This is a genomic window from Devosia litorisediminis, from assembly GCF_018334155.1.
GTDB classification, from domain to species: Bacteria; Pseudomonadota; Alphaproteobacteria; order Rhizobiales; family Devosiaceae; genus Devosia; species Devosia litorisediminis.
This window is the reverse complement of record NZ_JAGXTP010000003.1, coordinates 174,462-198,625: the sequence shown is the minus strand read 5'-3', so window position 1 is coordinate 198,625 and position 24,164 is coordinate 174,462. Positions and strand designations below refer to the sequence as shown.

The window sequence follows — 24,164 nt, the reverse complement described above, 5'->3', positions numbered from 1 at the left end:
TAACGCCGCTGCTCGTTCCGGTATGTACCGCTCTAATTCGGACTAGAACGGTATGCGAGCAATGTCAGGGTAAGCCTTCCGCAGTCCAAGAATTCTTTCGTAGATGCGGCGCCTGTTGTCTGCAAATTCTTGGGAGGTCGTATCAATTTCGTTGAACTTCTTTCCACCTGCCAAATTCTCTAGAATTGTAATTTTTGCCGCGAGCTCACGGATACTGATCGTTTTCCTCAAATCCAGTTCCACTGCGGCCTTTTCCCGAAAAACAAACCTTAACCAGTTGCGATCGTCAGCTACCTCAAAAGGGTGGCCGTGCTGGTAGCCACGGTTCCTCTCTGTGATGCCTAGGATCGGGTTTTCAATGGCTAAATGGAATAGTGTCTCCGCTATCCAATGGGTGCTGCTGGTATCGACGCCATAGGCAATCGCAACGGTTCGAAGCGCTGTCGGCAGCTTTTTTCTAACGGTCTGAGATATGGGTTCAGGAAGTACCCGATCGAGAAGTCGAAGATCCCTCTTATATTCAGGATGCATAATGCCTGGCGCCATCGGATTATCGGCTGGATCGACCATTGGAAGAGGGGGTGTTGGCCTGTTCTTTCGATTCTGCGGTGAGAATTTGATGGGTTTCTTTTCTGTGTCTTGCTTTCGGGTCATTTCTTGACCCCATCGCCCAGGTATTCGGCCCATTCCTGCATCAAGAGTCGTCTTTTCTCCAGTGCGTCCGCACGCCGATAGGCTCGCTCGGTCGCATCACCAACGACGTGGGCAAGTGCGGCTTCAGCGGTCTCGCGAGCGTGTGCCGTTTCCTCGCCGGCCCAATCGCGGAATGAGGACCGGAACCCGTGCACGGTGACGTTGGAGACCCGAAGCCGGCGCAGCAACATCTCCATCGCCATCGCCGACAAGGGACGGCCTGCCTTTTGGCCGGCAAAAACGAACTCCGATGTCTTCGTACGGACAAGACCCTCTATGAGATTTCGTGCCTGCTGCGATAGAGGGACCCGATGCGGCCTGCCGGCCTTCATCCGCTCTGCGGGAATTTTCCAGGTGCTTGCCTCAAGGTCGAACTCCTCCCACCGCGCCCCAAGGACCTCTCCTGATCGAGCAGCGCAGTAGATCAAGAATTCCAATGCTCTTGCAGCCATCGCGTCCGAATGCTGCAGCCGTTCGACGAGCGCAGGGACCTCCCTGTAGTCCATCGCTGCGTGGTGCCCTCGGCTAAGCTTTTGTCGCGGTGGCAGAATGCTCTTCAAATGACCACGCCAGAGGGCAGGGTTCTCTCCAGTTCGCCAACCTCGCGCTTTGGCGAAGTCGAGCACGCGTTCGATGCGTCCTCTGATGCGCGAGGCCGTCTCTGGCTTTGTCATCCATATGGGCTTGAGCACCGTGAGAACGTCCTCGGTTTTTATATGCGAAACGCGCTTACCTAGGATGGCCGCGCAGTAGGCATCGCCGAGTGTCATTCGCCATTGTGCGCGATGCTTGGCGTTGCGCCATTGGGGCTCCATTGACGCCAAAAATTCGTCCGCGCATTCAGAAAAATTGAGTTCCCTCTGCGGCGTCCGCAATGCCTTTGGATCAGACCCTTCAGCAATAGCCGAGCGCAGGTCGACAGCTTTGATGCGCGCCGATGCCAGACGAACCGCTGGGTAGGGGCCCAGCCCTACCGCCTGCCTCTTTCCGCCTCTAGCGAACATGAAGATCCAGCTCTTCGCACCGCCAGGCTTGACGTTGAGATACAGCCCACCGCCGTCACTATAACGCCCTGGCTCCAGTGCAGATTTTGCAAAGGTATCCGAGATTTTGTTGAGAGCTCTTGCCATGGTGTGCACTTCCGTGTGCACTTCAGGTTGGAGATAGCCGGAGATTATGAAGTACAACTGAGAACAATACAGCTTCTGGAACACACAAAAGTCAAGGGAATGCGGCATTAACGCGCATAATTATAGACATTCAAGAACATCAGTATGGCGGACTCTCTCTCCGCCACTTCTTCCCTATGGCCATCGATCGTTCGCCAGGCCCGGTTTGCCTGGTTGGGACGGTTTGCGCTGAATGATCCGTCCCGCAGGGTCAGCCCTTGGTGAGGGTGCTGTCGCGGACGATGACTTCGGGGTCGATCTGGGTGACGCGGGGCGTGGGAAGCTCGTCGCCGGCGGTGATCAGCGACATCAGGCGCTCGACGGCCAGTTCGGTGACAATATCGACCGGATAATTGACGCTGGAGAGCGGCACCACGGCGTGTTCGGCAAATTCGATATTGTCAAAGCCGATAATGGCCATGTCGTCGGGCACGGTGAGCTTGTGCTTGATGCACCAGCGCAGGGCGCCCAGCGCCAGTGAGTCATTGGCGGAGAATACGGCGGTGGGCTGGGCGGGCGTGGCCATCAGCGCTTCCATGGCCAGATAGCCGCGGATCACCGAATGGCCGCGCGGATCAACGGCCAGCGCGGGATCAAATTCCAGGCCCGCTTCATTGAGCGCTTCGACATAGCCCTGGCGCTTTTCGCGGTTGCCCAGCGGGTTGGCACCATCAATCAGCCCGATCCGCTTGTGACCAATATCGATCAGATGCTTGGTGGCCTTATAGGCGCCGCGCGATTCATCAACGCAGACCGCATCGAGCCCTGAATCGGGATCGCCGACCAGCATCACCACGGGGTAATTGGCCAGACGCAGGGCGCGGATATGGTCGATCTGGCGATGGCTGGTGGGATAGATCAATATGCCGTCGACCTGGCGCGAGCGCACCAGTTCGAGCACCTTTTTTTCCTCCGACAGTTTGTTGTTGGAGGTGGCAAACAGGGTGGCATAGCCCCGCTCGGCCAGGGCCAGTTCGATCGCCTGGGCAGTATGGGTCAGGGTGGGATTGGTGATATCGGTGAGCACCAGACCGATGGTCTTGGTTTCGCGGCTGACCAGTGATTTGGCGATGAAATTGGGCAGGTAGTTCAGGCTGGCGGCAGCCTGCCGGATCAGCTCACGTGTCTCGGCCGGGATGCGCGGGCTGTCGCGCAGCGCCAGGGACACCGTGTTCGTTGAAAAACCGGTTCGGTCGGCAATGTCCTTTAGCCGAACTGTGCCCTTGCCCATCTTGTCCCGTTCACCGCTGGGGTGATGCCGGCGCGAGGGCGGCACCACCTGGTTTCGTTTGACCGTTATCGGCCTTCGGCATGGAGCCGCGCAATGGCCTGAAGTTGCAGGCAATCGGGGTTCATTTCCATAAGCTCGATCCGATTACCATCGGGATCTTCAATCCAGGCCTGCCGATTGCCGTCTAGTCCCATCTGAATCTGGGACGTCAGCGCGATGCCGGCATCCTGAATGCGCGCCACCGTGGCATCAAGATCGTCGATGGTCAGGCACAGATGGTTGGCGCCATTGGCGTTCCAGCCCGGTGCCCGATCATTTTCAGCGCCCGGAAACACTTCGAGAAACACATCATCGGTGATGCGCAGATACACCAGCCAGGTTTCGCCATTATCGTGCTTGAGACGCAGCATTTCGGGAAAACCCAGGCGCTTCTCCCAGAAGTCGAGTGACTTATCGAGGTCCTTCACCTTGATCGCCAGATGGCCAAAGCCCGTAATACCCTTCATTGAATCCTCCTTGGTCTCTTCTTGTGTCTCTGACGCCAGCAATTTTGGGTCAGAATGGATGACCTATCTCATCGTTAATACGATTTTTTGCTGTATTGCAAGTTTTGGCGGGGTTGTCGGCTTAGTCCCATTTGGGTCCCCATTCGGGATCGATGCGGCGCTTGCCCTGATCCAGCGTGGCAATGCTGGCGATCTGCTGGGGCGTCAGGACGATCTTGCTGGCGGCGTAGTTTTCGCGAATGCGTTCCGGCTTGCCCGAGGTCGGAATGGCCGCGTAGCCCTTGGCCAGCTCGAACGCGATGGCGATCTGCGCCACCGTCGCGTCATGGGTCCGGGCAATGTCCTGCAAGATGGGATCGTCCCCCAGGGTGCCGTGGGCAATGGGCAGATAGCAGGTCACAAGGATGCCCTTGGACTGAGAGAAATCGGCCAGCCGCTTGTTCTGCATATGGGGGTTGAGCTCGAACTGATTGTTGGCAATGGCATCCTTGCCCAGCATAGCGATGGTTTGCTCGAGCAGGTCGATCGTGAAATTGGAGACGCCGATTAGCCGGGAAAGCCCGGAACTCCGGGCTTCCGCCAATTGTTCGACATAATGGGCCAGTGGCACTTCGTCATTGGGGGAGGGCCAGTGCAGCAGGGTCAGGTCAACCTGGTCCAGGCTCAGCTTGTCCAGGCTTTCGCGCAGTGAGGGCAGCAATGACCCCCTGGGATAATGGCGCGGCGCAATCTTGGTGGTGACGAAAATCGACTCGCGCGGCAAGCCCGAGCGGGCAACCGCCTGCCCGACCTCGGTCTCGTTTTCATAGTCCTGTGCGGTGTCCAGGTGGCGGTATCCGGTTTCAAGCGCGGTGAGCATGGCGTCCACGCCTTCGGGCCCTCTACGGCCATAAGTGCCGAAGCCGAGCATGGGGATTGGGTTTGATGTCACGACGCCTCTCCTGTTTGTGTTCGGGCCTTTGACCCTGTTTTTCAATGATGCCAACAAAGACGGTTGACGATCTGCATTTCATCAACCTAGATTAACGCTAATACGAACACAAGCCGGACCAGAAACGGGCTGTGTTTTCGAGCGGGGCGACCCGACGACTGCGCGCAAGACGCAGGTGAGGAGGACTAAATGAAGACCATGCGATGGAGTCGCATATCGCCACAGGCTGCGCTGATGCCAGCGGTCGCTGTCACGCTGGTGGCCTTTGTGGGCTCGATCCTGTGGACCGTCTATCTCAGCTTTACCCGCAGCCGCCGTCTGCCCGAATATGGCATCGACTGGTCTGAATGGGGACGGCAGTACAACCGCCTGTTCCGCGATGCCGGCTGGGAAATCTCGCTGCGCAATCTGATCGTCCTGGGTCTGGGCAGCGCGCTGGCCATCGTCTTCGGGTTCATTCTGGCTGCAATGATCGACAAGGAAAAGCGCGGCGAAAGCCTGTTCCGCACGGTGTTTCTGTATCCGCTGGCGGTGTCGCTGATTGTTACCGGCGCTGCCTGGCGCTGGATCCTCAATCCGACCCTGGGCGCCCAGAGCTTTCTGCGGGGGCTGGGCTGGCAGGTCGATTTCAACTGGTTGGCGCAGCCCGATACGGCAATGTACGCCATCATTCTGGCCTCGGTCTGGCAGAGCGCGGGCTTTTACATGGCCCTGATGCTGGCCGGGCTCAAAGGCATCAATTCTGAAATCTGGAGCGCGGCCAAGCTGGACGGCGTGCCGTTATGGCGGCTCTATGTCGAGATCGTCATTCCGATGATGAAGTTCACCTTCATCACCTGTGCCATCCTGCTCTCTCTGGGTGTGATCAAGGCCTATGACGTGGTGGTCGCCATGACCAATGGCGGGCCGGGCCAGTCCACCTGGGTGCCTGCCTATTTCACCATCAATGCGCTCTCGGCCAAATCCAATCTTGGCTACGCCTCGGCTGCGGCGGTGATGATGCTGATCATTACGCTGGTCGTATTCGTGCCGCTGGTGGCTCTGACCGCCTGGCAGCAGCGCAAGGGAGTTGCCCGATGAGCCAGATATCGGTGACCCAACGCGCCGCCGGCGCTGCAGAAGTGCCTGTGAGCCGAGCGCCCTATTTCCCGCGCAAGAAGAAGGGGATCTCGCCGCAGTCGATAGCCATCATCGTGTTTTTGAGCATGTGCGCGCTGTTCTTCTGCATCCCGCTCTATGTGGTGGTGGTGACCTCGTTCAAGACCATGGATCAAATCCGCGAAGGGGCGATCTTCGCGCTGCCCCAGGTCTGGACGCTCGATGCGTGGGACCATGCCTGGAACAAGGCCTGCTCGGGTATCAACTGTAATGGGCTCAAGGTCGGGTTCTGGAACTCGGTCATGATCCTGTTCCCCTCGCTGGCCCTGTCCATCGGGCTATCAATGGTGACGGGCTATGCGCTGGCGCTGTGGAATGTGCGCTGGGCGGGCGGGTTTTTGTTCCTGCTGTTCATCTGCGCTTTCGTGCCGTTCCAGATCATCATGTATCCGCTGATCGTGATGACCTCGACGGCCAAGGTCTACGGCACCCTATGGGGCGTGGCGATCATCCATGCCGTGCTGGCCATGCCGGTGTTGACGCTGATTTTCCGGAATTACTACAAAGACATACCGCAGGAGATCATGAGCGCAGCGGTCATGGATTCAGGCTCGTTCTGGAAGATATTCATCGAGATCATCCTGCCCATGAGCGGCAATATCCTGATCGTGGTGCTGATCCTGCAGATCACCAATATCTGGAATGACTATCTGATCGGGGTGACTTTTGGGGGCCTGAACGGGCAGCCCATGACGGTCAATCTGGCCAATCTGGTCACCATCTCCACCGGTACAACCAATTACGCACACAACATGGCGGCCGCCCTGCTGACCGCTATCCCTCCGCTCGTCGTCTATTTCGTGGTGGGAAAGCTGTTCGTGCAGGGCGTCACTTCCGGCGCGATCAAGGGATAATCTCATGCCAACTGTCAGCTTCGAACACATCGTCAAAAGCTACGGGTCCCTAACGGTCCTCAATGACCTCAACCTTGCGGTGGAGGACGGCGACTTTCTGGTGCTGCTGGGGCCAAGTGGCTGCGGCAAGACCACGCTGCTCAACCTGCTGGCCGGGCTGCTCGAGGTGACCGACGGGCGCATCATGATCGGGGATCGCGATGTCACTGATCTGGACCCCAAGGATCGTGGGCTGGCCATGGTGTTTCAGTCCTATGCGCTCTATCCGACCAAGACCGTGCACGGGAACCTCAAATTCGGCCTTTCGGCCAGCAAGCTGCCGCGCGAGGAGATCGAGCAACGCATCGCCTGGGCGGCCAAGCTGCTGCAGATCGAGCCGCTGCTGCATCGCAAGCCGGGGCAGCTCTCGGGTGGGCAGCGCCAGCGCGTCGCCATTGGCCGGGCGCTGGTCAAGAATGTCGGGGTGTTCCTTTTTGATGAGCCGTTGAGCAATCTCGATGCCAAGCTGCGCACCGAAATGCGGCTTGAGATCAAGAAGCTGCACGACGAGCTGAAGTCCACCATCGTGTATGTCACCCACGACCAGATCGAGGCCATGACCATGGCCACCAAGATCGCGGTGATGGATGGCGGGGTGATCCAGCAGTTTGGCACACCCGACGAAATCTATGAGCGGCCCGCCAATCTGTTCGTGGCCGGGTTTATCGGTTCACCCGCGATGAATTTGCGTGAAGCCACGCTGCGCGTGAATGGATCAAAAGTCACCGCCGATCTGGCGGCGGGCATGGCGCTCGATCTGACCGGTTATGATTTCGAGACTGCGCCGCAGGACGGCACCCGCATCATTGTGGGGTTGCGGCCCGAGCATTTTGGCGTGCCCGACATGGCCGAGCCCAATGCGGCGGCCAGCTTCACCCTGCCGGTGCAATACACCGAACGCACCGGCTCGGATGCCACCGTCTACCTCAGTCTCGACAACCAATTGCTTGCCCTGCGGGTCGCTCCCGACGCTGCAAGCCGGCTCAAGCCCGGCACCAGCGTCTCGGTCGATTTCATGCCGGGCAAAGCCAATATCTTCGACGCCCAGACCGGGCGGCGGATGTGAACGACGCATCGTAAGGGAGGAAACAACGATGATGAAGAAGACCCTAGCCGGACTTGCTACAGCCATCCTGCTCAGCTCTACCGCCTATGCCAGCGAAATCGTGGTGTACCACTCCTGGTCTTCGGGCCCGGAAGTGGCAGCGCTCAATATCATCAAGGATGGCATTGAAGCCAAAGGCCACACCTGGACCGATATCGCCATTCCGCATGATACCGGCTCCAATGTGAATTTGATGAACCTGGTCACCGGCGGTAGCCCACCAAATGTGTTCATGGAATCCAATCCCGGTGTGTTCCGCGATCTGGCCGCACTTGGCTTTGGTCGTCCGGTCACCGCGTTCTTCAATGAACAGGGTATCACCGAGCACCTGCCGCTGGCGGTTGCCAAGTCGATCACGGTGGACGGCGAGATCGTCAAGATCCCGACTGCACTGCATATCGATGGCATGGCGTATTACAATATGGAGGTGGCCAAGGCTGCCGGGGTCGATCCCTCCAGTTGGGGTTCGCTCGACGCCATGTTCGCTGATTTCCAGAAGGTGAGCGATGCGGGCTATGTACCGCTGGCCATTGGTGGGCAGCAGTGGCAGGTCGGCTATCTGTTCCATGCGCTGGCGGCCGCCACGGGCGGCGTCGACTTCTACAATGGCGTTTATGGCGCAGAGCCTGATCCGGCGGTGCTCGACAGTGCCGAAATGCGCAATCTGCTCGATACGCTGCGGCGCTTCCAGGAAGCGGCCGACGAAGGCTCGGCCAATCGCGAATGGAACGTGACCACCAATATGGTGATCACCGGCAAGGCGCTGATGCAGATCCATGGCGACTGGATGAAGGGCGAATGGACCGCTGCGGGCAAGACTGCCGGCACCGACTTTGGCTGCATGCAGATCCCGGGTGCCAAGGCCGTTGTGGCCACGGTCGATAGCTGGGGCCTGCTGGGCGGCCAGTCGCCTGAAATGGACCAGGCCGAACTCGACTTTGCCTCGGTGGTGGTTGATCCGCAGGTGCAGGCCGATTTCGCCATGGCCAAGGGCTCGACCCCGGTCCGGCTTGATGCGCCTGAATCTGCGCTGGATGCCTGTTCCGAAGAAGTGCTGCACATCCTGTCTGATCCGGCCCACCAAGTGCAGAACCCGCATTCGATGAGCGATGCCGACTGGCAGAACTCGATCTGGGATGTGGTGTTCAACTTCTGGAGCGATCCGAGCATGAGCGTGGATGATGCCATCGCGCAGATGCAGGACAATTACGAGACCATCCTGGGCTAAGCGCCCACACCCTGTCCCCCCAGCGGTTGGCGACCCGGCGTTCTGCGCCGGGCCGCCGCCCCTCAACCCAATGAATGGACGAGCAGAATGGACAAGCGCCTGCTTGATGAAGACGAAGTGATGCAGATCTGCTTTGTCACCGATGATGTGGTGAAGTCTGCGCAGTGGTTTGCCGATCTGACGGGCAAGCCGATGCCAAGCGAGGGCCGCGCCGCTCCGGCAGAGGAAGCCAAGGCCATCTATCGCGGCAAGCCCAGCGATGTCGGTTGCCGGATCATGATGTTCAAATTCGGCAATATCGATGTCGAATTTCTCGAACCCGGTCCTGAAAAGAGCGCCTGGCGCGACCTGCTCGAGGAGAAGGGCCCGGGTTGTCACCACATCGCTTTCCGCACGCGCAATCTGACCAAGCGCGATGCCTATCTTGAATCCAAGGGTCATCCGTTGCTGCAGCGCGGCGAGTTCGACGGCAGCCATGGGCGCTACGCCTATTACGACACGGTCAAGGATCTGGGCGTGATGATCGAACTGCTCGAGTTCGACAAGGACAAGGAAGCCCAGCCCTGAGGCTGGCGCTGTTCCCCACTGCAAACACCTGACACCGAGACCTGCCGCATGACCTATCGCAAAGCCTATCAGCTCTATTCGTCGCGCAATTTCCCGCCACTGGCGGCGCAATTGCCGATCCTCAAGGCGATGGGATACGACGCCATCGAGCCCTGGTTGCCCGCCTATGAGGAAGATCCGGGGTTGTTCCGCCAGCAACTCGATGATGCGGGGCTGGCCTGTTATGGCTTTCACATGCCGCTGGCCGGGCTTGTCGAGGCGCCGCAGCGTTATATCGAGATTGCCCAGACGCTGGGGGCCACCTATCTGATCCCGCCCTATGTCACCGCCGAAGAGCGCGAGCCGACGGTTTCCTACTGGCGCGGGCTGGGCGAAAAACTGGCCCGCGGCGCCGAACTGGCAAATGCTGCGGGGCTCGAGGTCGCCTGGCACAATCATGATTTCGAGTTCGTGCCGCTGGCCGATGGCAGCCGGCCGATCGACCATATCTTTGCGGCGGGCGGGTCGGGCGTGAAGTTCGAGATCGACTGTGGCTGGATCGTGCGTGCCGGGGCCGACCCGGCGGCAGAACTGCGCCGTTTCGCGGACCGCATCGTGATCATCCAGACCAAGGACACCGCGCCTCTGGGCACCAAGCTGGACGATGGCTGGACGGCCACGGGCGATGGCATCATCGACTGGCAGGCGCTCGCGCCGCTGTTTGAGAAAACCAAGGCTGACCACCTCGTCACCGAACACGATAATCCAAGCGACTGGCAGGCTTTTGCCAGCCGGTCGATCAATCACCTCAATGCGCTGGGCCTTTAGGGCCGCGCAGCGACAGGAAAGGCAAGGCAATGCACAGCGAACCAATGGTCAGCGGCATTCCGCAAATGGGCTATGGCACCTGGAACCGTCCCGGCGCGGAAGCCAGCAATGGTGTGCGCTGGGCGCTGGAGGCCGGGTGCCGCCACATCGATACCGCGCAGGGTTATGACAATGAGGCGGACGTAGCGCGCGGCATCGCCGAGGCTGGCGTGCCGCGGCAGGACATCTTTATCACCACCAAGGTGAAGCCGGACAATTTCGGGCCTGGCAAGCTGGTGGATTCCGTGCGGGAAAGCCTCGACAAGCTGCAGACCGATCAGGTCGATCTGCTGCTGTTGCACTGGCCATCGCCGCACAATGAATTTCCGCTAGAAGTCTATATGAGCCAGTTCGCCGAGGCGTTCGACGCCGGATTGGCCAAGCGCATCGGGGTATCCAACTTCACCAAGGCGCTGCTGGATGAAACCAGAATGCTGCTTGGCGATCGGCCGATCACCACCAACCAGGTGGAGTGTCACGTCTATATGCAGAACCGGCCAATCATTGATTATTGCGAGGGGCTGGGCATGCCCGTCACCGCCTATGCGCCGCTGGCGCGGGGGGCCGTGGTTGGTGATGCCGTGCTGGAACGGATCGGCAAGGCCCATGAGGCTACCGGCGAGCAGGTGGCGCTGGCCTTCCTGATGGCCAGGGGGCACATCGTCATTCCCTCTTCGGGCAAGAAGGAGCGGATCATCGCCAATTTGCGGCACGTCTTCTCAAGCTCGATGCGCAGGACATCAAGGCTATCGAGGCGCTCGACAAGGGAATGCGGCTGGTCAACGGCCCCTGGTGTCCCGTCTGGGACGTCTAGTACCGCAACGCCATTTGAGAACTGAAGGGAGAGAGCAATGTCCAGGATCGAGGTCGAGCAGCATTGGTCGCGGCCCAATGGCATGCTGCCAAACAGCCGGTTTCCGCTGCTGGTGCATCGCAATGGTATTCCGGGCGGCGGCGCGGACGCCGTTCAGGCACGTTTTCGCGGCAATGGCTGGCTGAACAACTGGCGCTATCCGGGGGTCTATACCTATCCCCATTTCCATTCGACCACGCATGAATGCCTGGGCGTGGCCGCAGGCTGGATGGAGGTCGAGCTGTTCGGCAAGGGCGGGCTGCGCATGCGCGTGAATGCGGGCGATGTGATCGTGATGCCCGCCGGGGTGTCGCACAGCATGGTCGGTCAGTCCGATGATGTGCTCATGGTTGGCGGTTATCCCGATGGTCGCGACTGGGACAATATGCAGGAAGAGCATCTGACCGAAGAGCTGCGGCGTGCCGCAGCCAAGCGCATTATGATGCTGCCCATTCCCCCGCGCGATCCGGTCACCGGAGAAGCCATGATCGAGTGGATCGAGGCGCCATCAACGGTCGAGGCTGATCTCAACGATTTCCGCGATGGTCTGGACGCGCTCTAGCGCGCGTTTTCTGCACACAGGCGCAACAATTTGAGGAGAAGCAGGCATGCCGGTATGGCTCAAGCGCGGCAAGGATGCTGCGGCGCGCGCGCAGGCGGATCAACAGGTCCGCACTACGGTGGAAGCCATTCTGGCCGATATCGATGCGCGCGGTGACACGGCGGTGCGTGAGCTGTCGGCAAAGTTCGACAATTGGCATGCCCCTGAATTCCGCCTCAGCCAGCGGGACATCGATGCCTGCCTGGCACAGTTGAGCGCGCAGGATCTGCACGATATCGAGTTCGCCCAGACGCAGGTGCGCAATTTCGCACGACTGCAAAAAGACACCATGCTTGAACTCGAAGTGGAGACGCTGCCCGGCGTGACGCTGGGTCACAAGCATGTGCCGATCAGTGCGGTGGGGTGCTATGTGCCGGGGGGGAAATACCCCTTGCTGGCATCGGCCCATATGTCGGTGATCACCGCCAAGGTCGCCGGTTGCGAGCGGGTAATTACCTGTGCGCCGCCTTTTGGCGGCAAGCCCGCCCCAGCGGTGGTGGCAGCGCAGGCCATGGCGGGCGCTGACGAAATCTACGTGCTGGGTGGCATTCAGGCCATTGGCGCCATGGCGATCGGTACCGAGACAATCGCGCCCATCGATATGCTGGTGGGCCCCGGCAATGCCTTTGTTGCCGAGGCCAAGCGGCAGCTGTTTGGCCGGGTCGGTATCGACCTGTTCGCCGGTCCGACCGAAACGCTGATCATCGCCGATGAGAGCGTTGACGGGGAAATCTGCGCTACTGACCTATTGGGGCAGGCCGAGCATGGTCCGACCTCACCGGCTATCTTGCTGACGACGTCGGAAAAGCTGGCACGCGATACCATGGCGGAAATCGAGCGGCTGCTGGCCATTCTGCCGACGGGTGAAATTGCACGGACCTCCTGGACCGATTTTGGCGAAATCATTGTCTGCGACAGCCATGCCGAGATGCTGGTCGAAGCGGATCGGATCGCTTCGGAACATGTGCAGGTGATGACCGACCGCGATCTGTGGTTCCGGGATAATCTGCGCAATTACGGAGCACTGTTTCTCGGGCCGCGCACCAATGTTGCCTATGGCGACAAGGTCATCGGCACCAACCATACGCTGCCCACCATGCGCGCAGCGCGCTATACTGGAGGGCTGTGGGTGGGCAAGTTCCTCAAGACCTGCACCTGGCAGACAGTCACGACCGATGCAGCATCAAGCATGATCGGCGAATATGGCTCGCGCCTCTCCATGCTGGAGGGCTTTGTCGGCCATGCCGAGCAGGCCAATATACGCGTGCGCCGCTATGGCGGGCGCAATGTGCCCTATGGCACGGGGGCGAGTGTTCCTGCGGCGTCTGTCGAGTAAACTTCGCCGTCTGGATACGCTCCCGCATCAGCCAATCTTGGCAACGGCGGCGTAGCTGGCCGTTCTTGGCCTCATGGTGGGCTGGTTCTGGGACAAAGCCCAGAGACCGGGTTGAAGACGCGGTTTGCAGAAGCCCGGACAATCTGCGCGGGTCGCGGCTTTTGCCTCAGGCGGCATCGCCTGACGGCAGGAACAGGCTGGCCTTGTCGGCCTGGGTAGCCAGGCTCAGGGTTTCGCCAGCAGCCACGGCAACATCGCCGGGCAGGGCAGCAATGATCTGCTGACCCGATTTGAGTTGCATGGCGGCCAGTGTTTCATTGCCGAGCCGTTCCACCAGCACAATGCGCCCTTCAATGCGGTGATCGCCCGTTTCCCCCAGATGGTGCGGACGCAGGCCCACGGTGACATCATCACCCAGCTTGAGCTCGGGATTGGTGCGGGGCAGCACCATGCTGCCCAGATCCTGCGAGGTCACGGTGACGCTGTCGGGGCCGATTGCCTCGATCCTTGCCTTGAGCAGGTTCATCTTTGGCGAGCCCATAAAGCCTGCCACAAACAGGTTTGCCGGGGTGTGATAGAGCTCGAGCGGGGTGCCGATCTGCTGCACCACGCCGCCATTGAGCACCACGATCTTGTCGGCCAGCGTCATGGCTTCGACCTGATCATGGGTGACATAGACCATGGTCGCGCCCAGATCGGCATGCAGTTTGGAGAGCTCCATGCGCATGTCGACGCGCAGCGCGGCATCGAGATTGCTCAGCGGTTCATCGAACAGAAACACGGCCGGCTTGCGCACAATGGCGCGGCCGATGGCAACGCGCTGGCGCTGCCCGCCCGAGAGCTGGCTGGGGCGGCGATCGAGCAGATGCTCCATTTGCAGGATGCGGGCGGCCTCGGCGACCTTGGCGTCCTTTTCGGCCTGCGGGGCATTGGCGATGGTCAGCCCGAAGGCGAGGTTTTCGCGCACGGTCATGTGCGGGAAAATCGCATAGCTCTGGAACACCATGGCAATGCGGCGATCCTTGGGGGGCAGGTCGTTGACCACGGTGTCGCCAATGGTCAGCGTGCCCCCCGAGATGTCTTCAAGCCCGGCGATCATGCGCAGCAGGGTGGATTTCCCGCATCCCGATGGGCCAACAAACACCACGAATTCGCCATCGCCGATCTCGATATCGACGCCCTTGATCACCTGGGTGGCGCCGTAGTTCTTCTTGATGGCCTTGAGGGAAACCTGCGCCATGGGGCTACTCCGCCGCTTGAACTGTGGGGATGACTGAAAGCAGACCGTCCTGGCCCACCACGACGGGTTCTGGATCCATGACATAGCCGCCAAAATTGTCCTTGCCGCCATCGGCAAAGCCCAGAATGCGCAGGCCGTCATCGGTCTCGACAATGCGTGCGGCGTAGCGGCGGCAGGGCTTGGCGCCATCGAGGAAGGGACCGGGAGCGATCTGCCAGGGGCCGCGTGGATCATCGGCGATCAGGTAGTGATTGCCCGCGACCGGCGATTGCGGATTGACCGCCTTATAGGCCTCGGACCAATGGGAAGAATCGGTGCAGAACAGGCAGTACCATTTGTCCTCGACGCGGAAGACCTGTGGCACTTCAAGCTGGCCAAAGCCGCCGGAAAAGACGGGTGGCTGCAGCGTCCAGGTCATCAGGTCGGGCGATTTGGCGAAACCGACGGCGCCACCGGCATTGGGTTCTTCAACGCCGGGCACGCGAGCGGTGAAATACATCAGCCAGCCATCGCCGGCGGGGTCACGCATCACCCAGGGATCGCGCATGGCCCGGTCGTGCCAGTGGCCCACCATATGCTCGGCCTCGTAGAATTTTGCCGCCGGGCCCGTCAGGTCCAGGCAAGGCTGGTCGCCGACGCGGACCCAGTTGTGCATATCGCTCGAAGTGGCGTGGCCGATGCGCTGATACATGCCCTGCTCGGACTGACGCGAGCCGGTGTAGAACAGATGCCAGACGCCATCATCGCCCTGAACAACCGAACCGGTCCAGGTGGTCATGTCGTCCCAGGCCGGCCCGGGCGCCGGGCGCAGGCAGGTACCCAGATGGGTCCAGTTGACCAGATCGGTGGAGACGGCATGCCCCTGCGAGACATTGAAATGGCGCAAATCGGGATCGCCCAGGCTGCGGTCCGCCTGCAGGAAATAGCCGTGGTAGTGGTCGCCATCGCGAACATACCAGCTGTCCCAGATCCATTTGGTGTCGAGTGCGAGAACCATCAGTAAACTCCGTCAGCCCTTGACGCCGGTCGAGGCGATCGAGGCAATAAATGCGCGTTGCAGGAAAAGGTAGAAGGCCAGCACAGGCACGGTGATCATGGAAAGATAGGCCATGATCTCGCCCCAGGCCCGGTTGAGCTGGAAGAAATACTGCAGCCCCACCATGACGGGCCGATAGGCCTCCTGCTGCACCACCATGAGTGGCCACAGATACTGGTTATACATGGCAAGGAATTTCAGAATCGCCGCGGTTGCCAGCACCGGGCCAGCCAGCGGCATGACCACGCGACGATAGACCTGCCACCAGCTGGCACCCTCGACGCGTGCCGCCTCGATCAGTTCGCCCGGCAAATCCTTGAAATACTGCACGAACAGGAAAATGGTCAGACCATCGGTGATGAAGGGGACAATCTGTACCTGATAGGAATTGAGCCAGCCATAGGTCAGCCCGTCCAGCCCGATCCAGGGCAGTTTGGAGGAGATCAGCAGCAGCGGAATGGCGATGGTTTCGAACGGCACGATCAGCGTGGCCAGAATGATGGTCAGGATCAGTTCGCGACCGCGCCAGTCGATGAAGACAAAGGCAAAGGCAGCGGCTGAACACACGATCAGCGAGAGCAGGACGGTCACCCCGGTGATCAGCACCGAGTTGAACACGAACAGGCCTACCGGCGCCCGGCGGAAGGCGGCCGCATAATTGTCCAGCGAGATGTCGCCCACCGGCAGGAAGGCGGCCAGGCTTTTGGTATCGATCAGCAATTGCTGGTCGGGTTTCAGGCTCGACATGAGCATGAAGACCAGCGGAAAGATGAAGATCACCGCTATTAGCACCAGCACCGCATAGCGGACGAACAGGCGCAGGCCGTGATTGTCGGAGGCGATATTGGCCATCATGCCTTCTCCCGCGTGAGCCAGCGTTGCAGCAGAGAAATGGACAGCACCAGCACGAACAGAATGACCGAGATGGCCGAGCCGCCGGAAATGTCCTGCTTGCCATAGCCGCGCTCGACGGCCTGGAAGACAATGGTCTGGGTGGAATCGAGCGGTCCGCCGCCGGTCATCACGTCGATCTGGGCGAACAGGGCAAAGGCCTGCATGGTGATCACGATCAGCACCAGAATGGCGGTGTTGCGCAGCCCCGGCCAGGTGACATAGCGAAAGGTCTGCCACGGGCTGGCGCCTTCAATGGCGGCCGCTTCATAGAGCGTTGGACTGATGGTCTGCAGGCCCGAAAGCCAGATCACCATGTGAAAGCCAACCGCCTGCCAGATTGACATGGCCATGATGGCGCCCAGGGCGGTGGAGGGATTGCCCAGCCAGTCGATTTTGGGGATGGCGCCAAAACTGATCGCCCCCAGCAGATTGTTAAGCAGCCCGCTATTGCCGTCATAGATGAAGCGCCAGAGCAGGGAGACCACCACGATGGAAACCACCACGGGCATGAAATAGATGGCGCGGAACAGATTGATGCCGCGCAGGCGCTGATTGATCAGCAGTGCCAATCCAAGCGCCAGAGCGCCCTGTACGGGGGCGACGATCAACACGAACAGGAAGGTGTTGACCAGAGCCTTCATGAACACCACGTCGCGCACCAGCACGAAGCTGCGCGCCTCGCCAAAGGGCACGCTGAACCATTCGCGCATGCCGGCATATTGCGGATAGTCGGGATTGTTGCGAACCAGGCGCCGGACCGAGGGGTATTCAACCGCGCCGTCATCGTCACGCATGACGGTGCCGGCGTCGTCGCGCAGCGGGTCCAGCGTCAGCACGCCCACGCCGAGCAATTGCTCGTAATTGGACAGGCCGACAAATTCTGTGGGGTTGGGTGAGATCAGCCGCTGATTGGTGAAGCTGAGCACAATGGCAAAGATGAAGGGCAGGATGATAAACCCGGCCATCAGCGCGGTTGCCGGGCCTGCCATGAGCCAACCGGCGCGATTGGATCGGGTAAATTTGGATGCCATGGTCAATTCACCTTGCTGAAATACGGGACCCCGGCCTTAACCGGGGTCCCACCAGGACCGGGAGGGGACCGACCTAGAAGCCGTAATTGCCGTTCTTGGCGATGTCGGCGTCGATCTCGTCGACGGCGGCATCAAGGGTGTCGGCAACATCTGCACCATTGGCGATATCGGCCAGCGCCTTTTCGAACACCTTGGCGGCGACCACGTAACCGGGGGTCACGGGGCGCAGCAGAGCCTGCTGGGCGGAGAGTTCATAGAAGTCAGCCATCGGGCCGCCGTCCTTGTAATTGATCGAGGCCGCAGCAGAGCCGGGGGTTGGCGGGATCAGGCCAATGCCATCGGAGAAGGCTGTCAGGTACTTGTCCTGCAGGGCAAACTCGATGAAGGCAGAGGCGCCATCGGGATGCTCGGAGGCAGCCGAGATGCCAAACTGCCAGGAAGCAGCACCGATCTTGGGGCCATTGCCGAAATCTGGCGCTGGCAGGAACAGGGCGTCATCAAAGGCGCCCAGTGCCCCCAGGGCTGCCCAGTTGCCGTTCCAGGAGAAGGCATATTTGCCGTCAGCGAAACCGGCATCGCGGTCAGCGGGGTCCTGGGTGGCCTGCGAATAGCCCTCGGTGAACAGGCTCTGCCACCATTCGCCAAAAGCAATGGCTTCATCGCCGTTCAGCACGCCTTCGGCGGTGGTGTATGTGGAGCGGTCGATGATGTCGCCACCAAAGCTCTGCAGGAAGGGCGAGAACGCATAGGGGTACCATTCGCCGGTCCAGGCCATGCCGGGATCAAAGGCAGCCTGATACTTGCCCGACGCCTTGGCGGCTTCCAGCGCGGCCATGAATTCGTCACGGGTCCAGGGCTCATCCAGGGTCGGTGTGCGCAGACCCAGATCATCGAGAATGGACTGGCGTGTCACCAGCGCGACCGCGGCATCCCATAGGCCGATGGAGTAGAGCTTGCCATCCCACATGCCCTTGGTGCCGGGCAGGAAATTGGCGATCTTGGATTCGTCGATCTGCAGCGGCTGCATGTAACCCGACCAGGCCCAGTTGGGCATGACGGGGCCATCGACGTCCAGAATGTCGGGCAGATTGCCCGCCAAGGCGCCCGCGACCACGCTGTCGTTATAGGCGGCCTGGGGGAAGCTCTCGAGCTCAACCACCCAATCGGACTGGCTGGCGTTAAAATCGCTGACCAGATCATTGATGATGCCGGCTTCCACTTCATTGCCGGCGCCGTGATACCACATGGACAGCGTGGTCTGGGCCATGGCCGAACCACTGAACAGCGTGGCGCCCATGAGCAGGCCGGTGACGGCTGCGAACTTGTTCATTCTCAATCCTCCCTGAGTATTTTTAGCTGCGTGACGTTGGAGCGGCGCTGCTCGGTGACAGAGCCACGCCAATGCACCGGCCCGGCCACAATGGCGGGGTTGGCGCTGTCCCGGCTTTCGCCGGAAATCATGCCAAGCAGGCGCTGCGCTGCGCGCACGCCGATGGCGGTGTAGGGCAGTTCCACCGTGGTGAGCGGGGGATAAAGGGTCTCGGCGATGACACGGTAATTGTCGTAGCCGGCGACCGAAATCTCATCAGGCACCTTCATGCCGCGCGAGCGCAGAATGCCGTAGACCTTGAGCGCCAGCCGGTCATTGCCGCAGCAGATCACGGTGGGCGGCTGGTCAAAGCGCAGCATGGTGTCGATGGCATCCCAGAGCACCTGGGTTTCACCTTCGGGATTGTCGATTTCGCAGGCCTGAACCAGTGCTGGATCATAGGGCAGGCCAGCCGCCTCAAGGGCATCGCGATAGCCCTGCTTGCGCAGGGGCGTGGCAATGATGTTTTCGCGCAGGGTGAGATAGGCGATGCGATCGTGGCCGGCCTGGATCAGGCGGCTGACCAGTTCGCGCTGGCCGCGCCGATCATCGGGAATGACGGCAGGCGTGTTGTTCTCGTCAAAGCAGTTAACCAGCACCATGGGGGTGTTGGCCGGCACCTTGGGCAGGTGCACCTGCTGGTGGTATTCGGCGACGTAGAGCAGGCCTTCGACGCGGTGCTGGATGAAGGTATCGATCAGGCCAGGGACGCGGCTGGAATCGCCACCGGTATCGGCGATCATCAGCGTGTTGCCGCTGGGAGCGATGACGGTCTGAATGCCCTGGACGATCTGCAGTTCGGGCAGGCCCGAAATCTGCGTGTCCTGCGCGGTGGTGGAAATGGCGCCGGTAATCAGGCCGATCAGCCCGGAGCGATTGGAGCGCATCATGCGCGCGGCGCTGGAGGGCACATAACCCAGAGCGGCCATGGCTGCCTCGACGGCATCGCGCGTCTTCTTGCCGACCGGTGCATCGCTGTTGAGCACGCGGCTGACCGTTTTGGGGGATACATTGGCCGCTTTCGCGACGTCGTAAATCGTAGCCATTTGGCCTCCCTGACGTCATGCATGATTTATGACACCGATGTCATGACACCGATGTCATACGAAATCGTGCCGGATCGAGTCAAGACGTTTTGGAAGGCTCAGGCGGTGGGGCAGAACGCAGAAAGCCTGCGCTGGCGACTGCCCAATCGGGTCAAGGAATGCTAACTGTGCGCCCGGACAACAGAATCCAACTTGCGAGAGAGAAAATCATGAAGCTGGAATCAATCGCCCTGCACCATGGCTATAAGTCGGAGGAGACCACCAAGGCGGCCGCGGTGCCGATCTACCAGACCACCTCCTATACGTTTGACGACACCCAGCATGGTGCCGACCTGTTCAACCTGGCCGTGCCGGGCAATATCTATACCCGCATCATGAACCCCACGACCGCCGTGCTGGAACAGCGCGTCGCGGAAATGGAGGGCGGCATTGCCGGTCTGTGCGTGGCCTCGGGCATGGCCGCCATCACTTATGCCATTCAGGCGATTGCCGGCGTCGGTGACAATATCGTTTCGGTCAGCCAGCTCTATGGCGGCACCTATAACCTGTTCATGCACTCGTTTCCGCGTCAGGGCATTGATGTGCGTCTGGCCGATCAAGGCGATTTTGACGGTATCGACGCGCTGATCGACGAGAACACCAAGGCCGTGTTCTGCGAGTCGATCGGCAATCCGGCCGGCAATGTGGTGGATATCCAGCGTCTGGCCGATATCGCGCACAAGCATGGCGTGCCGCTGATCGTCGATAACACCGTGGCGACACCCTATCTGTGCAAGCCGTTCGAATTTGGTGCCGATATCGTGGTGCATGCGCTGACCAAATATATTGGCGGCCATGGCAATTCGATCGGCGGCATCATCGTCGACAGCGGCAAGTTCGACTGGGTCAAGAACAAGGACCGGTTCAAGATCCTGAACGAACCCGATCCTTCCTATCACGGTGTGGTCTATACCGAGGCGCTGGGCGCTGCGGCCTATATCGGTCGCTGCCGCGTGGTGCCGCTGCGCAATACCGGCGCGGCGCTGTCGCCGCATAATGCGTTCCTGTTCCTGATGGGTCTGGAAACGCTGGGCCTGCGCATGGATCGACACTGCGAAAACGCCATGGCTCTGGCGCAGTATCTCAAGGCGCACCCCAAGGTGAGCTGGGTGAACTATGCCGCGCTGGAAGACAGCAAGTATCACGAGACTGCCAAAAAGATCACCAAGGGCAAAGCCTCGGGCATTGTCAGCTTCGGCATCAAGGGCGGCTCGGTTGCGGGCGGCCAGTTCATCGATGCGCTCGAAATGATCCTGCGTCTGGTCAATATCGGCGATGCCAAGTCACTGGCCTGCCATCCAGCTTCGACCACCCATCGCCAGCTTGGTCCCCAAGAGCTGGCCACGGCCGGCGTTTCGGAAGATCTGGTGCGCATCTCGGTGGGTATTGAGCATATCGACGATATTATCGCCGACGTTGAGCAGGCGCTGGCCAAGGTCAGCTAATTGTCGGGCCGGCGGCACGACTGCCGGCTGATCTGACTGCGCTGTCTTGCCGCCCCGGGGTCAACCCTGTGGGCGGCTTGACTTGGCATGGCGAAGGCCTACCTTGGCTCCCATGAACGCTTCATTGCACAACGCCAACACTGCGCCGCGACGGGATTATCCCGTCGAAGGATTGTTGCCCTAAATCCAAGGCGGTGCCCGCCGGCACGGATTTAGGGGTTCATATATCTCCACAGCACAGGCCCTGATGGCTCCCTCGCAGCGCGGTTCACCGTGGTCTGGCGCGGGGGCGCAAGGCCGTTTTCAATTGGATCAAGCCATGCGTAACCGTACCCTTCGCCCTCAGATTACCGTTTGTGAACGGGACCACCGCCAGTTGATGGGCCTGGCCGAGGCCGGCAGTGCCGCGCTGGCCAGTGCGGCTGAAAGCCTGCTGGTCGAGATGGAACGTGCCCGCGTGGTGCCCGATGCCAAATTGCCGGCTGACAGCGTGCGCATGGGCTCGCGGGTGCGTTACGTTACCGAGCGCGACGAGGAGCGGTCGGTGACGCTGGTCTATCCGGTGGATGCCGATATTGCGGCGGGCAAGGTTTCTGTGCTGACCCCGGTCGGGGCAGCGCTGATCGGGATGCGCGCAGGCAAGTCGATCAGCTGGACGGCGCGTGACGGGCGCACCAATGTGCTCACCGTGACCGCAGTGGAACAACCCCAAACCATCTAGCCAGATACAAGAAGGGCCGGTCTGCTGACCGGCCCTGACAGGACGTGCGTAAAGCGCGGGCTAGAATTCGGCCCAGTCCTTGGCAATGGCGGCATTGCCCTGGCTGGCAAACCCGGTCGCGGCCTTGCGCAATTGCTGGACGTCCCGGACGGGCAGCGCCTTGCCGGCGGATTTGGCCGCGGGCCTGCCGGCTGGTGCGCCGTCGAGCTTGAACACTTCAACGATGCGATCGATTTCGCTCGCCTGATGTTCGGTCTGGGTGATGGCCGCATTGGTTTGTTCCACCAGTGCCGCATTGTGCTGGGTCATCTGATCGACCTGCCGCACGGCGCCGGAGACTTCTTCAATGGCCGAGGCCTGCTCGCGGCTGTTGCGGGCAATGCCCTCCATCAGCTCATTATTGGCGCGGGCGGCGTCCATCATGGTTTCGAGCTTGGTTGCCGCTTCGGCCACCAGCTTGGTGCCTTCGCCCACTTCGCCGGCCGAGGCGTCGACCAGTGTCTTGACGTCCGATGATGCCTTGGCGGCCGACTGGGCCAGGCGGCGCACTTCGACCGCCACCACAGCAAAGCCCTGACCGGCATCGCCGGCGCGGGCAGCTTCAACCGAGGCATTGAGCGCCAACAGATTGGTCTGGAAGGCAATGTCGTCGATCAGGCCGATGATGTTGGAGATCTTGGCGGAGGACTGGGTGATGCGTGACATCGCCTCATTGGCGCGCGCCATCACATCGCCGCCCTCTTCGCCGACCGAGCGCACCTTCTGGGCGTTGGCATTGGCGTCGCGGGCGCGATCGGCGTTTTCAAGCACGGTGGCGGCCAGCTGTTCGATGGCTGCGGTAGTCTCTTCAATGGTCGCGGCCTGTTTGGTGGTGCGCTCGCTCAGATCATTGGTGCCCACCACGATCTCGCTGGTGGCAGCGCGCATGCTGGTAATGGCGGTGCGCAGCGAATGCATGATGGTGGTCAGCGTATCGGCCAGGGCGTTGGTGTCGTTTTGCAGCTGGGCGAAGGCACCTTCATACTTTCCCGTCATGCGGGCGCGCAGATCGGTATTGGCCAGGCTCGACAGCACGCGGGCGGTTTCGCCCAGGCTGTCGCCGACCGTGCCGATCAGGCCGTTGATCGAGCTGGCCAGATTGGCCAGTTCGGGGTCGGCATAGCTGGTTTCGATACGGGCCGAAAAGTCGCCCTTGCTGGCCGCATCAACGACACGGTTAAAGTCGGTGGAGAGCTGCTCCATCATCGACTGACGTTCCTGACGACGGGCCGCGGTTGCCTCCTCGACCTCGGTGGCCAGCAGTTCGGCTTCCTGAGCGCTGGTTTCGGCCTGTTCGGAGCGCTCTTGGGAAATATTGAGCAGGTGATGGGTGTTGATGGTCATCCAGACCAGACCAACCGTCTCGACGATCAGGATGACCGCATGCAGCAGCACACGACCAAAGCCGCCGCCGCCGTAAAAGATCAGATTGTCCAGCGTCATGCCCAGCACCAGATGATGCACGGCCACCAGGGCGGCGCCCAGAATGATCGCCTTGGCATCATAGAGCAGGGCGCAAACGGCCAGACCGGCAAAGAACGCCATGTGGATGTCCGTCTGCAGCGGCTGTCCGCGCGCCGAGATCAGCATGGCCATCACTTCGGCCATCATCACGGCTACCGCCATATAGCGGAAAGCCGCTGACTGGCGACTGGCCAGATAGGTTACGGCCAGGCCCGCAAAGCCCAGCCCGCCCAGCAGGCTGCCCAGTCCCAGGCCACCCTGAAACAGCAATTCGATGATCACCGCGATAGCGGCCATGGAGGCTGACAGGCCCGCGACCAGGATCGTGGCGCGACTGCGAATGGTATCAAGTGTCATGTTGTCTCGCGATCAAGTTGCGGAGCACACAGCCCGGTAGCATTGAGGAAAAACAGCGCGCCCAGGTCTCTGGCGCGGCGCTGGAAATCAGCATCGCCGGCATAGGCCACAACGATGTTGGGAAGCTGGGTCGGACCGACGGCGTAGCCACCGGCCTGCCGGACAATCGACCAGGCGGTTTCTTCGCTGGTGAAGGGCGGGAAGGCCACGGCCATCTCTCCCTTGGCCTGCGGCGCCAGCATGAAGGCGGCGATCAGCACGAACGAGACGGTCGAAAAGATCAGGGCAGGCGCAAACTGGCGCATATGGCTCATCCTCCCCCTCCCCTGCTGGCGGCTAATTGATTGATTTCTTTAGCCAACAATG

24 protein-coding genes are annotated in these 24,164 nt (G+C 60.7%); 11 read left to right on the top strand and 13 right to left on the bottom strand.

Going from position 1 to position 24,164, the window contains the following annotated elements:
* Positions 1-42: 42 nt before the first annotated feature.
* The 5 genes from KD146_RS16000 to KD146_RS15980 all read right to left on the bottom strand — a co-directional run bounded on the left by KD146_RS16000 (position 43) and on the right by KD146_RS15980 (position 4,530).
* The gene (locus tag KD146_RS16000; RefSeq protein ID WP_212659834.1) at positions 43-654 is read right to left on the bottom strand and encodes a hypothetical protein; all 612 of its coding nucleotides are present in this window, start codon (positions 652-654) and stop codon (positions 43-45) included.
* Positions 651-1,907 carry a tyrosine-type recombinase/integrase gene (locus tag KD146_RS15995; RefSeq protein WP_345790840.1) on the bottom strand — a complete coding sequence of 419 codons (1,257 nt, stop codon included), beginning with the start codon at positions 1,905-1,907 and terminating at the stop codon, positions 651-653. Before KD146_RS15995 ends, KD146_RS16000 begins: the two co-directional genes overlap by 4 nt.
* A gap of 166 nt (positions 1,908-2,073) precedes the next feature.
* A complete protein-coding gene (locus KD146_RS15990) occupies positions 2,074-3,093 on the bottom strand; it encodes a LacI family DNA-binding transcriptional regulator (RefSeq protein WP_212659833.1) in 1,020 nt (339 codons plus the stop codon).
* Between the two features lie 65 nt (positions 3,094-3,158).
* Positions 3,159-3,599: a VOC family protein gene (locus KD146_RS15985; RefSeq protein WP_212659832.1), complete on the bottom strand. Its 441-nt coding sequence runs from the start codon at positions 3,597-3,599 to the stop codon at positions 3,159-3,161.
* Between the two features lie 121 nt (positions 3,600-3,720).
* Complete coding sequence (locus KD146_RS15980; protein ID WP_345790839.1) at positions 3,721-4,530, bottom strand: aldo/keto reductase; 810 nt, start codon at positions 4,528-4,530, stop codon at positions 3,721-3,723.
* A 189-nt stretch (positions 4,531-4,719) separates the two neighbouring features.
* Here KD146_RS15980 and KD146_RS15975 point away from each other — a divergent pair, with 189 nt between their 5' ends.
* The 9 genes from KD146_RS15975 to hisD all read left to right on the top strand — a co-directional run bounded on the left by KD146_RS15975 (position 4,720) and on the right by hisD (position 13,117).
* Positions 4,720-5,610, top strand: a complete 891-nt coding sequence (locus KD146_RS15975) for a carbohydrate ABC transporter permease (RefSeq protein WP_249327930.1) — start codon at positions 4,720-4,722, stop codon at positions 5,608-5,610.
* Complete coding sequence (locus tag KD146_RS15970; protein ID WP_212659831.1) at positions 5,607-6,542, top strand: carbohydrate ABC transporter permease; 936 nt, start codon at positions 5,607-5,609, stop codon at positions 6,540-6,542. Before KD146_RS15975 ends, KD146_RS15970 begins: the two co-directional genes overlap by 4 nt.
* Positions 6,543-6,546: 4 nt before the next feature.
* Complete coding sequence (locus KD146_RS15965) at positions 6,547-7,647, top strand: ABC transporter ATP-binding protein (RefSeq protein WP_212659830.1); 1,101 nt, start codon at positions 6,547-6,549, stop codon at positions 7,645-7,647.
* A gap of 28 nt (positions 7,648-7,675) precedes the next feature.
* Positions 7,676-8,914 carry an ABC transporter substrate-binding protein gene (locus tag KD146_RS15960; RefSeq protein ID WP_212659829.1) on the top strand — a complete coding sequence of 413 codons (1,239 nt, stop codon included), beginning with the start codon at positions 7,676-7,678 and terminating at the stop codon, positions 8,912-8,914.
* 87 nt (positions 8,915-9,001) lie between these two features.
* A complete protein-coding gene (locus tag KD146_RS15955; protein WP_212659828.1) occupies positions 9,002-9,481 on the top strand; it encodes a VOC family protein in 480 nt (159 codons plus the stop codon).
* 48 nt (positions 9,482-9,529) lie between these two features.
* Positions 9,530-10,288 carry a sugar phosphate isomerase/epimerase family protein gene (locus KD146_RS15950; protein WP_212659827.1) on the top strand — a complete coding sequence of 253 codons (759 nt, stop codon included), beginning with the start codon at positions 9,530-9,532 and terminating at the stop codon, positions 10,286-10,288.
* Between the two features lie 29 nt (positions 10,289-10,317).
* Positions 10,318-11,166: an aldo/keto reductase gene (locus tag KD146_RS15945; RefSeq protein ID WP_249327929.1), complete on the top strand. Its 849-nt coding sequence runs from the start codon at positions 10,318-10,320 to the stop codon at positions 11,164-11,166.
* A gap of 12 nt (positions 11,167-11,178) precedes the next feature.
* Positions 11,179-11,742, top strand: coding sequence for a cupin domain-containing protein (locus tag KD146_RS15940; RefSeq protein WP_212659826.1), 564 nt, complete (start codon positions 11,179-11,181; stop codon positions 11,740-11,742).
* Between the two features lie 46 nt (positions 11,743-11,788).
* Positions 11,789-13,117, top strand: a complete 1,329-nt coding sequence (hisD, locus tag KD146_RS15935; protein WP_212659825.1) for a histidinol dehydrogenase — start codon at positions 11,789-11,791, stop codon at positions 13,115-13,117.
* A 166-nt stretch (positions 13,118-13,283) separates the two neighbouring features.
* Here hisD and KD146_RS15930 read toward each other — a convergent pair whose 3' ends face one another.
* The 6 genes from KD146_RS15930 to KD146_RS15905 form a co-directional block, all read right to left on the bottom strand.
* Positions 13,284-14,357, bottom strand: a complete 1,074-nt coding sequence (locus KD146_RS15930; RefSeq protein ID WP_212659824.1) for an ABC transporter ATP-binding protein — start codon at positions 14,355-14,357, stop codon at positions 13,284-13,286.
* 4 nt (positions 14,358-14,361) lie between these two features.
* Positions 14,362-15,354: a glycoside hydrolase family protein gene (locus tag KD146_RS15925; RefSeq protein ID WP_212659823.1), complete on the bottom strand. Its 993-nt coding sequence runs from the start codon at positions 15,352-15,354 to the stop codon at positions 14,362-14,364.
* A gap of 12 nt (positions 15,355-15,366) precedes the next feature.
* Positions 15,367-16,245, bottom strand: a complete 879-nt coding sequence (locus KD146_RS15920; RefSeq protein WP_212659822.1) for a carbohydrate ABC transporter permease — start codon at positions 16,243-16,245, stop codon at positions 15,367-15,369.
* A complete protein-coding gene (locus tag KD146_RS15915) occupies positions 16,245-17,318 on the bottom strand; it encodes a carbohydrate ABC transporter permease (protein ID WP_212659821.1) in 1,074 nt (357 codons plus the stop codon). Before KD146_RS15915 ends, KD146_RS15920 begins: the two co-directional genes overlap by 1 nt.
* Positions 17,319-17,391: 73 nt before the next feature.
* Entirely contained in the window at positions 17,392-18,648 is a 1,257-nt protein-coding gene (locus tag KD146_RS15910) for a sugar ABC transporter substrate-binding protein (protein WP_212659820.1), read from the bottom strand.
* Between the two features lie 2 nt (positions 18,649-18,650).
* Positions 18,651-19,733 carry a LacI family DNA-binding transcriptional regulator gene (locus KD146_RS15905; RefSeq protein WP_212659819.1) on the bottom strand — a complete coding sequence of 361 codons (1,083 nt, stop codon included), beginning with the start codon at positions 19,731-19,733 and terminating at the stop codon, positions 18,651-18,653.
* Between the two features lie 209 nt (positions 19,734-19,942).
* Between KD146_RS15905 and KD146_RS15900 the strand changes: the two genes are divergently transcribed.
* Positions 19,943-21,217 (top strand): O-acetylhomoserine aminocarboxypropyltransferase/cysteine synthase family protein, encoded by a 1,275-nt coding sequence (locus KD146_RS15900; RefSeq protein WP_212659818.1) that lies wholly within the window; start codon positions 19,943-19,945, stop codon positions 21,215-21,217.
* A gap of 319 nt (positions 21,218-21,536) precedes the next feature.
* A complete protein-coding gene (gene rnk, locus KD146_RS15895) occupies positions 21,537-21,938 on the top strand; it encodes a nucleoside diphosphate kinase regulator (protein ID WP_212659817.1) in 402 nt (133 codons plus the stop codon).
* Positions 21,939-21,998: 60 nt separating this feature from the next.
* Here rnk and KD146_RS15890 read toward each other — a convergent pair whose 3' ends face one another.
* Entirely contained in the window at positions 21,999-23,798 is a 1,800-nt protein-coding gene (locus tag KD146_RS15890; RefSeq protein ID WP_249327928.1) for a methyl-accepting chemotaxis protein, read from the bottom strand.
* Complete coding sequence (locus KD146_RS15885; RefSeq protein ID WP_212659816.1) at positions 23,795-24,112, bottom strand: hypothetical protein; 318 nt, start codon at positions 24,110-24,112, stop codon at positions 23,795-23,797. Before KD146_RS15885 ends, KD146_RS15890 begins: the two co-directional genes overlap by 4 nt.
* Between the last annotated feature and the right edge of the window lie 52 nt (positions 24,113-24,164).

Bases quoted from the DNA above. Each gene is read 5' to 3' on its own strand.
- KD146_RS16000 (WP_212659834.1), bottom strand. From the start codon at position 654: ATGACCCGAAAGCAAGACACAGAAAAGAAACCCATCAAATTCTCACCG.
- KD146_RS15990 (WP_212659833.1), bottom strand. From the start codon at position 3,093: ATGGGCAAGGGCACAGTTCGGCTAAAGGACATTGCCGACCGAACCGGT.
- KD146_RS15985 (WP_212659832.1), bottom strand. From the start codon at position 3,599: ATGAAGGGTATTACGGGCTTTGGCCATCTGGCGATCAAGGTGAAGGAC.
- KD146_RS15975 (WP_249327930.1), top strand. From the start codon at position 4,720: ATGAAGACCATGCGATGGAGTCGCATATCGCCACAGGCTGCGCTGATG.
- KD146_RS15970 (WP_212659831.1), top strand. From the start codon at position 5,607: ATGAGCCAGATATCGGTGACCCAACGCGCCGCCGGCGCTGCAGAAGTG.
- KD146_RS15965 (WP_212659830.1), top strand. From the start codon at position 6,547: ATGCCAACTGTCAGCTTCGAACACATCGTCAAAAGCTACGGGTCCCTA.
- KD146_RS15960 (WP_212659829.1), top strand. From the start codon at position 7,676: ATGATGAAGAAGACCCTAGCCGGACTTGCTACAGCCATCCTGCTCAGC.
- KD146_RS15955 (WP_212659828.1), top strand. From the start codon at position 9,002: ATGGACAAGCGCCTGCTTGATGAAGACGAAGTGATGCAGATCTGCTTT.
- KD146_RS15950 (WP_212659827.1), top strand. From the start codon at position 9,530: ATGACCTATCGCAAAGCCTATCAGCTCTATTCGTCGCGCAATTTCCCG.
- KD146_RS15945 (WP_249327929.1), top strand. From the start codon at position 10,318: ATGCACAGCGAACCAATGGTCAGCGGCATTCCGCAAATGGGCTATGGC.
- KD146_RS15940 (WP_212659826.1), top strand. From the start codon at position 11,179: ATGTCCAGGATCGAGGTCGAGCAGCATTGGTCGCGGCCCAATGGCATG.
- hisD (WP_212659825.1), top strand. From the start codon at position 11,789: ATGCCGGTATGGCTCAAGCGCGGCAAGGATGCTGCGGCGCGCGCGCAG.
- KD146_RS15930 (WP_212659824.1), bottom strand. From the start codon at position 14,357: ATGGCGCAGGTTTCCCTCAAGGCCATCAAGAAGAACTACGGCGCCACC.
- KD146_RS15925 (WP_212659823.1), bottom strand. From the start codon at position 15,354: ATGGTTCTCGCACTCGACACCAAATGGATCTGGGACAGCTGGTATGTT.
- KD146_RS15920 (WP_212659822.1), bottom strand. From the start codon at position 16,245: ATGGCCAATATCGCCTCCGACAATCACGGCCTGCGCCTGTTCGTCCGC.
- KD146_RS15915 (WP_212659821.1), bottom strand. From the start codon at position 17,318: ATGGCATCCAAATTTACCCGATCCAATCGCGCCGGTTGGCTCATGGCA.
- KD146_RS15910 (WP_212659820.1), bottom strand. From the start codon at position 18,648: ATGAACAAGTTCGCAGCCGTCACCGGCCTGCTCATGGGCGCCACGCTG.
- KD146_RS15905 (WP_212659819.1), bottom strand. From the start codon at position 19,733: ATGGCTACGATTTACGACGTCGCGAAAGCGGCCAATGTATCCCCCAAA.
- KD146_RS15900 (WP_212659818.1), top strand. From the start codon at position 19,943: ATGAAGCTGGAATCAATCGCCCTGCACCATGGCTATAAGTCGGAGGAG.
- rnk (WP_212659817.1), top strand. From the start codon at position 21,537: ATGCGTAACCGTACCCTTCGCCCTCAGATTACCGTTTGTGAACGGGAC.
- KD146_RS15890 (WP_249327928.1), bottom strand. From the start codon at position 23,798: ATGACACTTGATACCATTCGCAGTCGCGCCACGATCCTGGTCGCGGGC.
- KD146_RS15885 (WP_212659816.1), bottom strand. From the start codon at position 24,112: ATGAGCCATATGCGCCAGTTTGCGCCTGCCCTGATCTTTTCGACCGTC.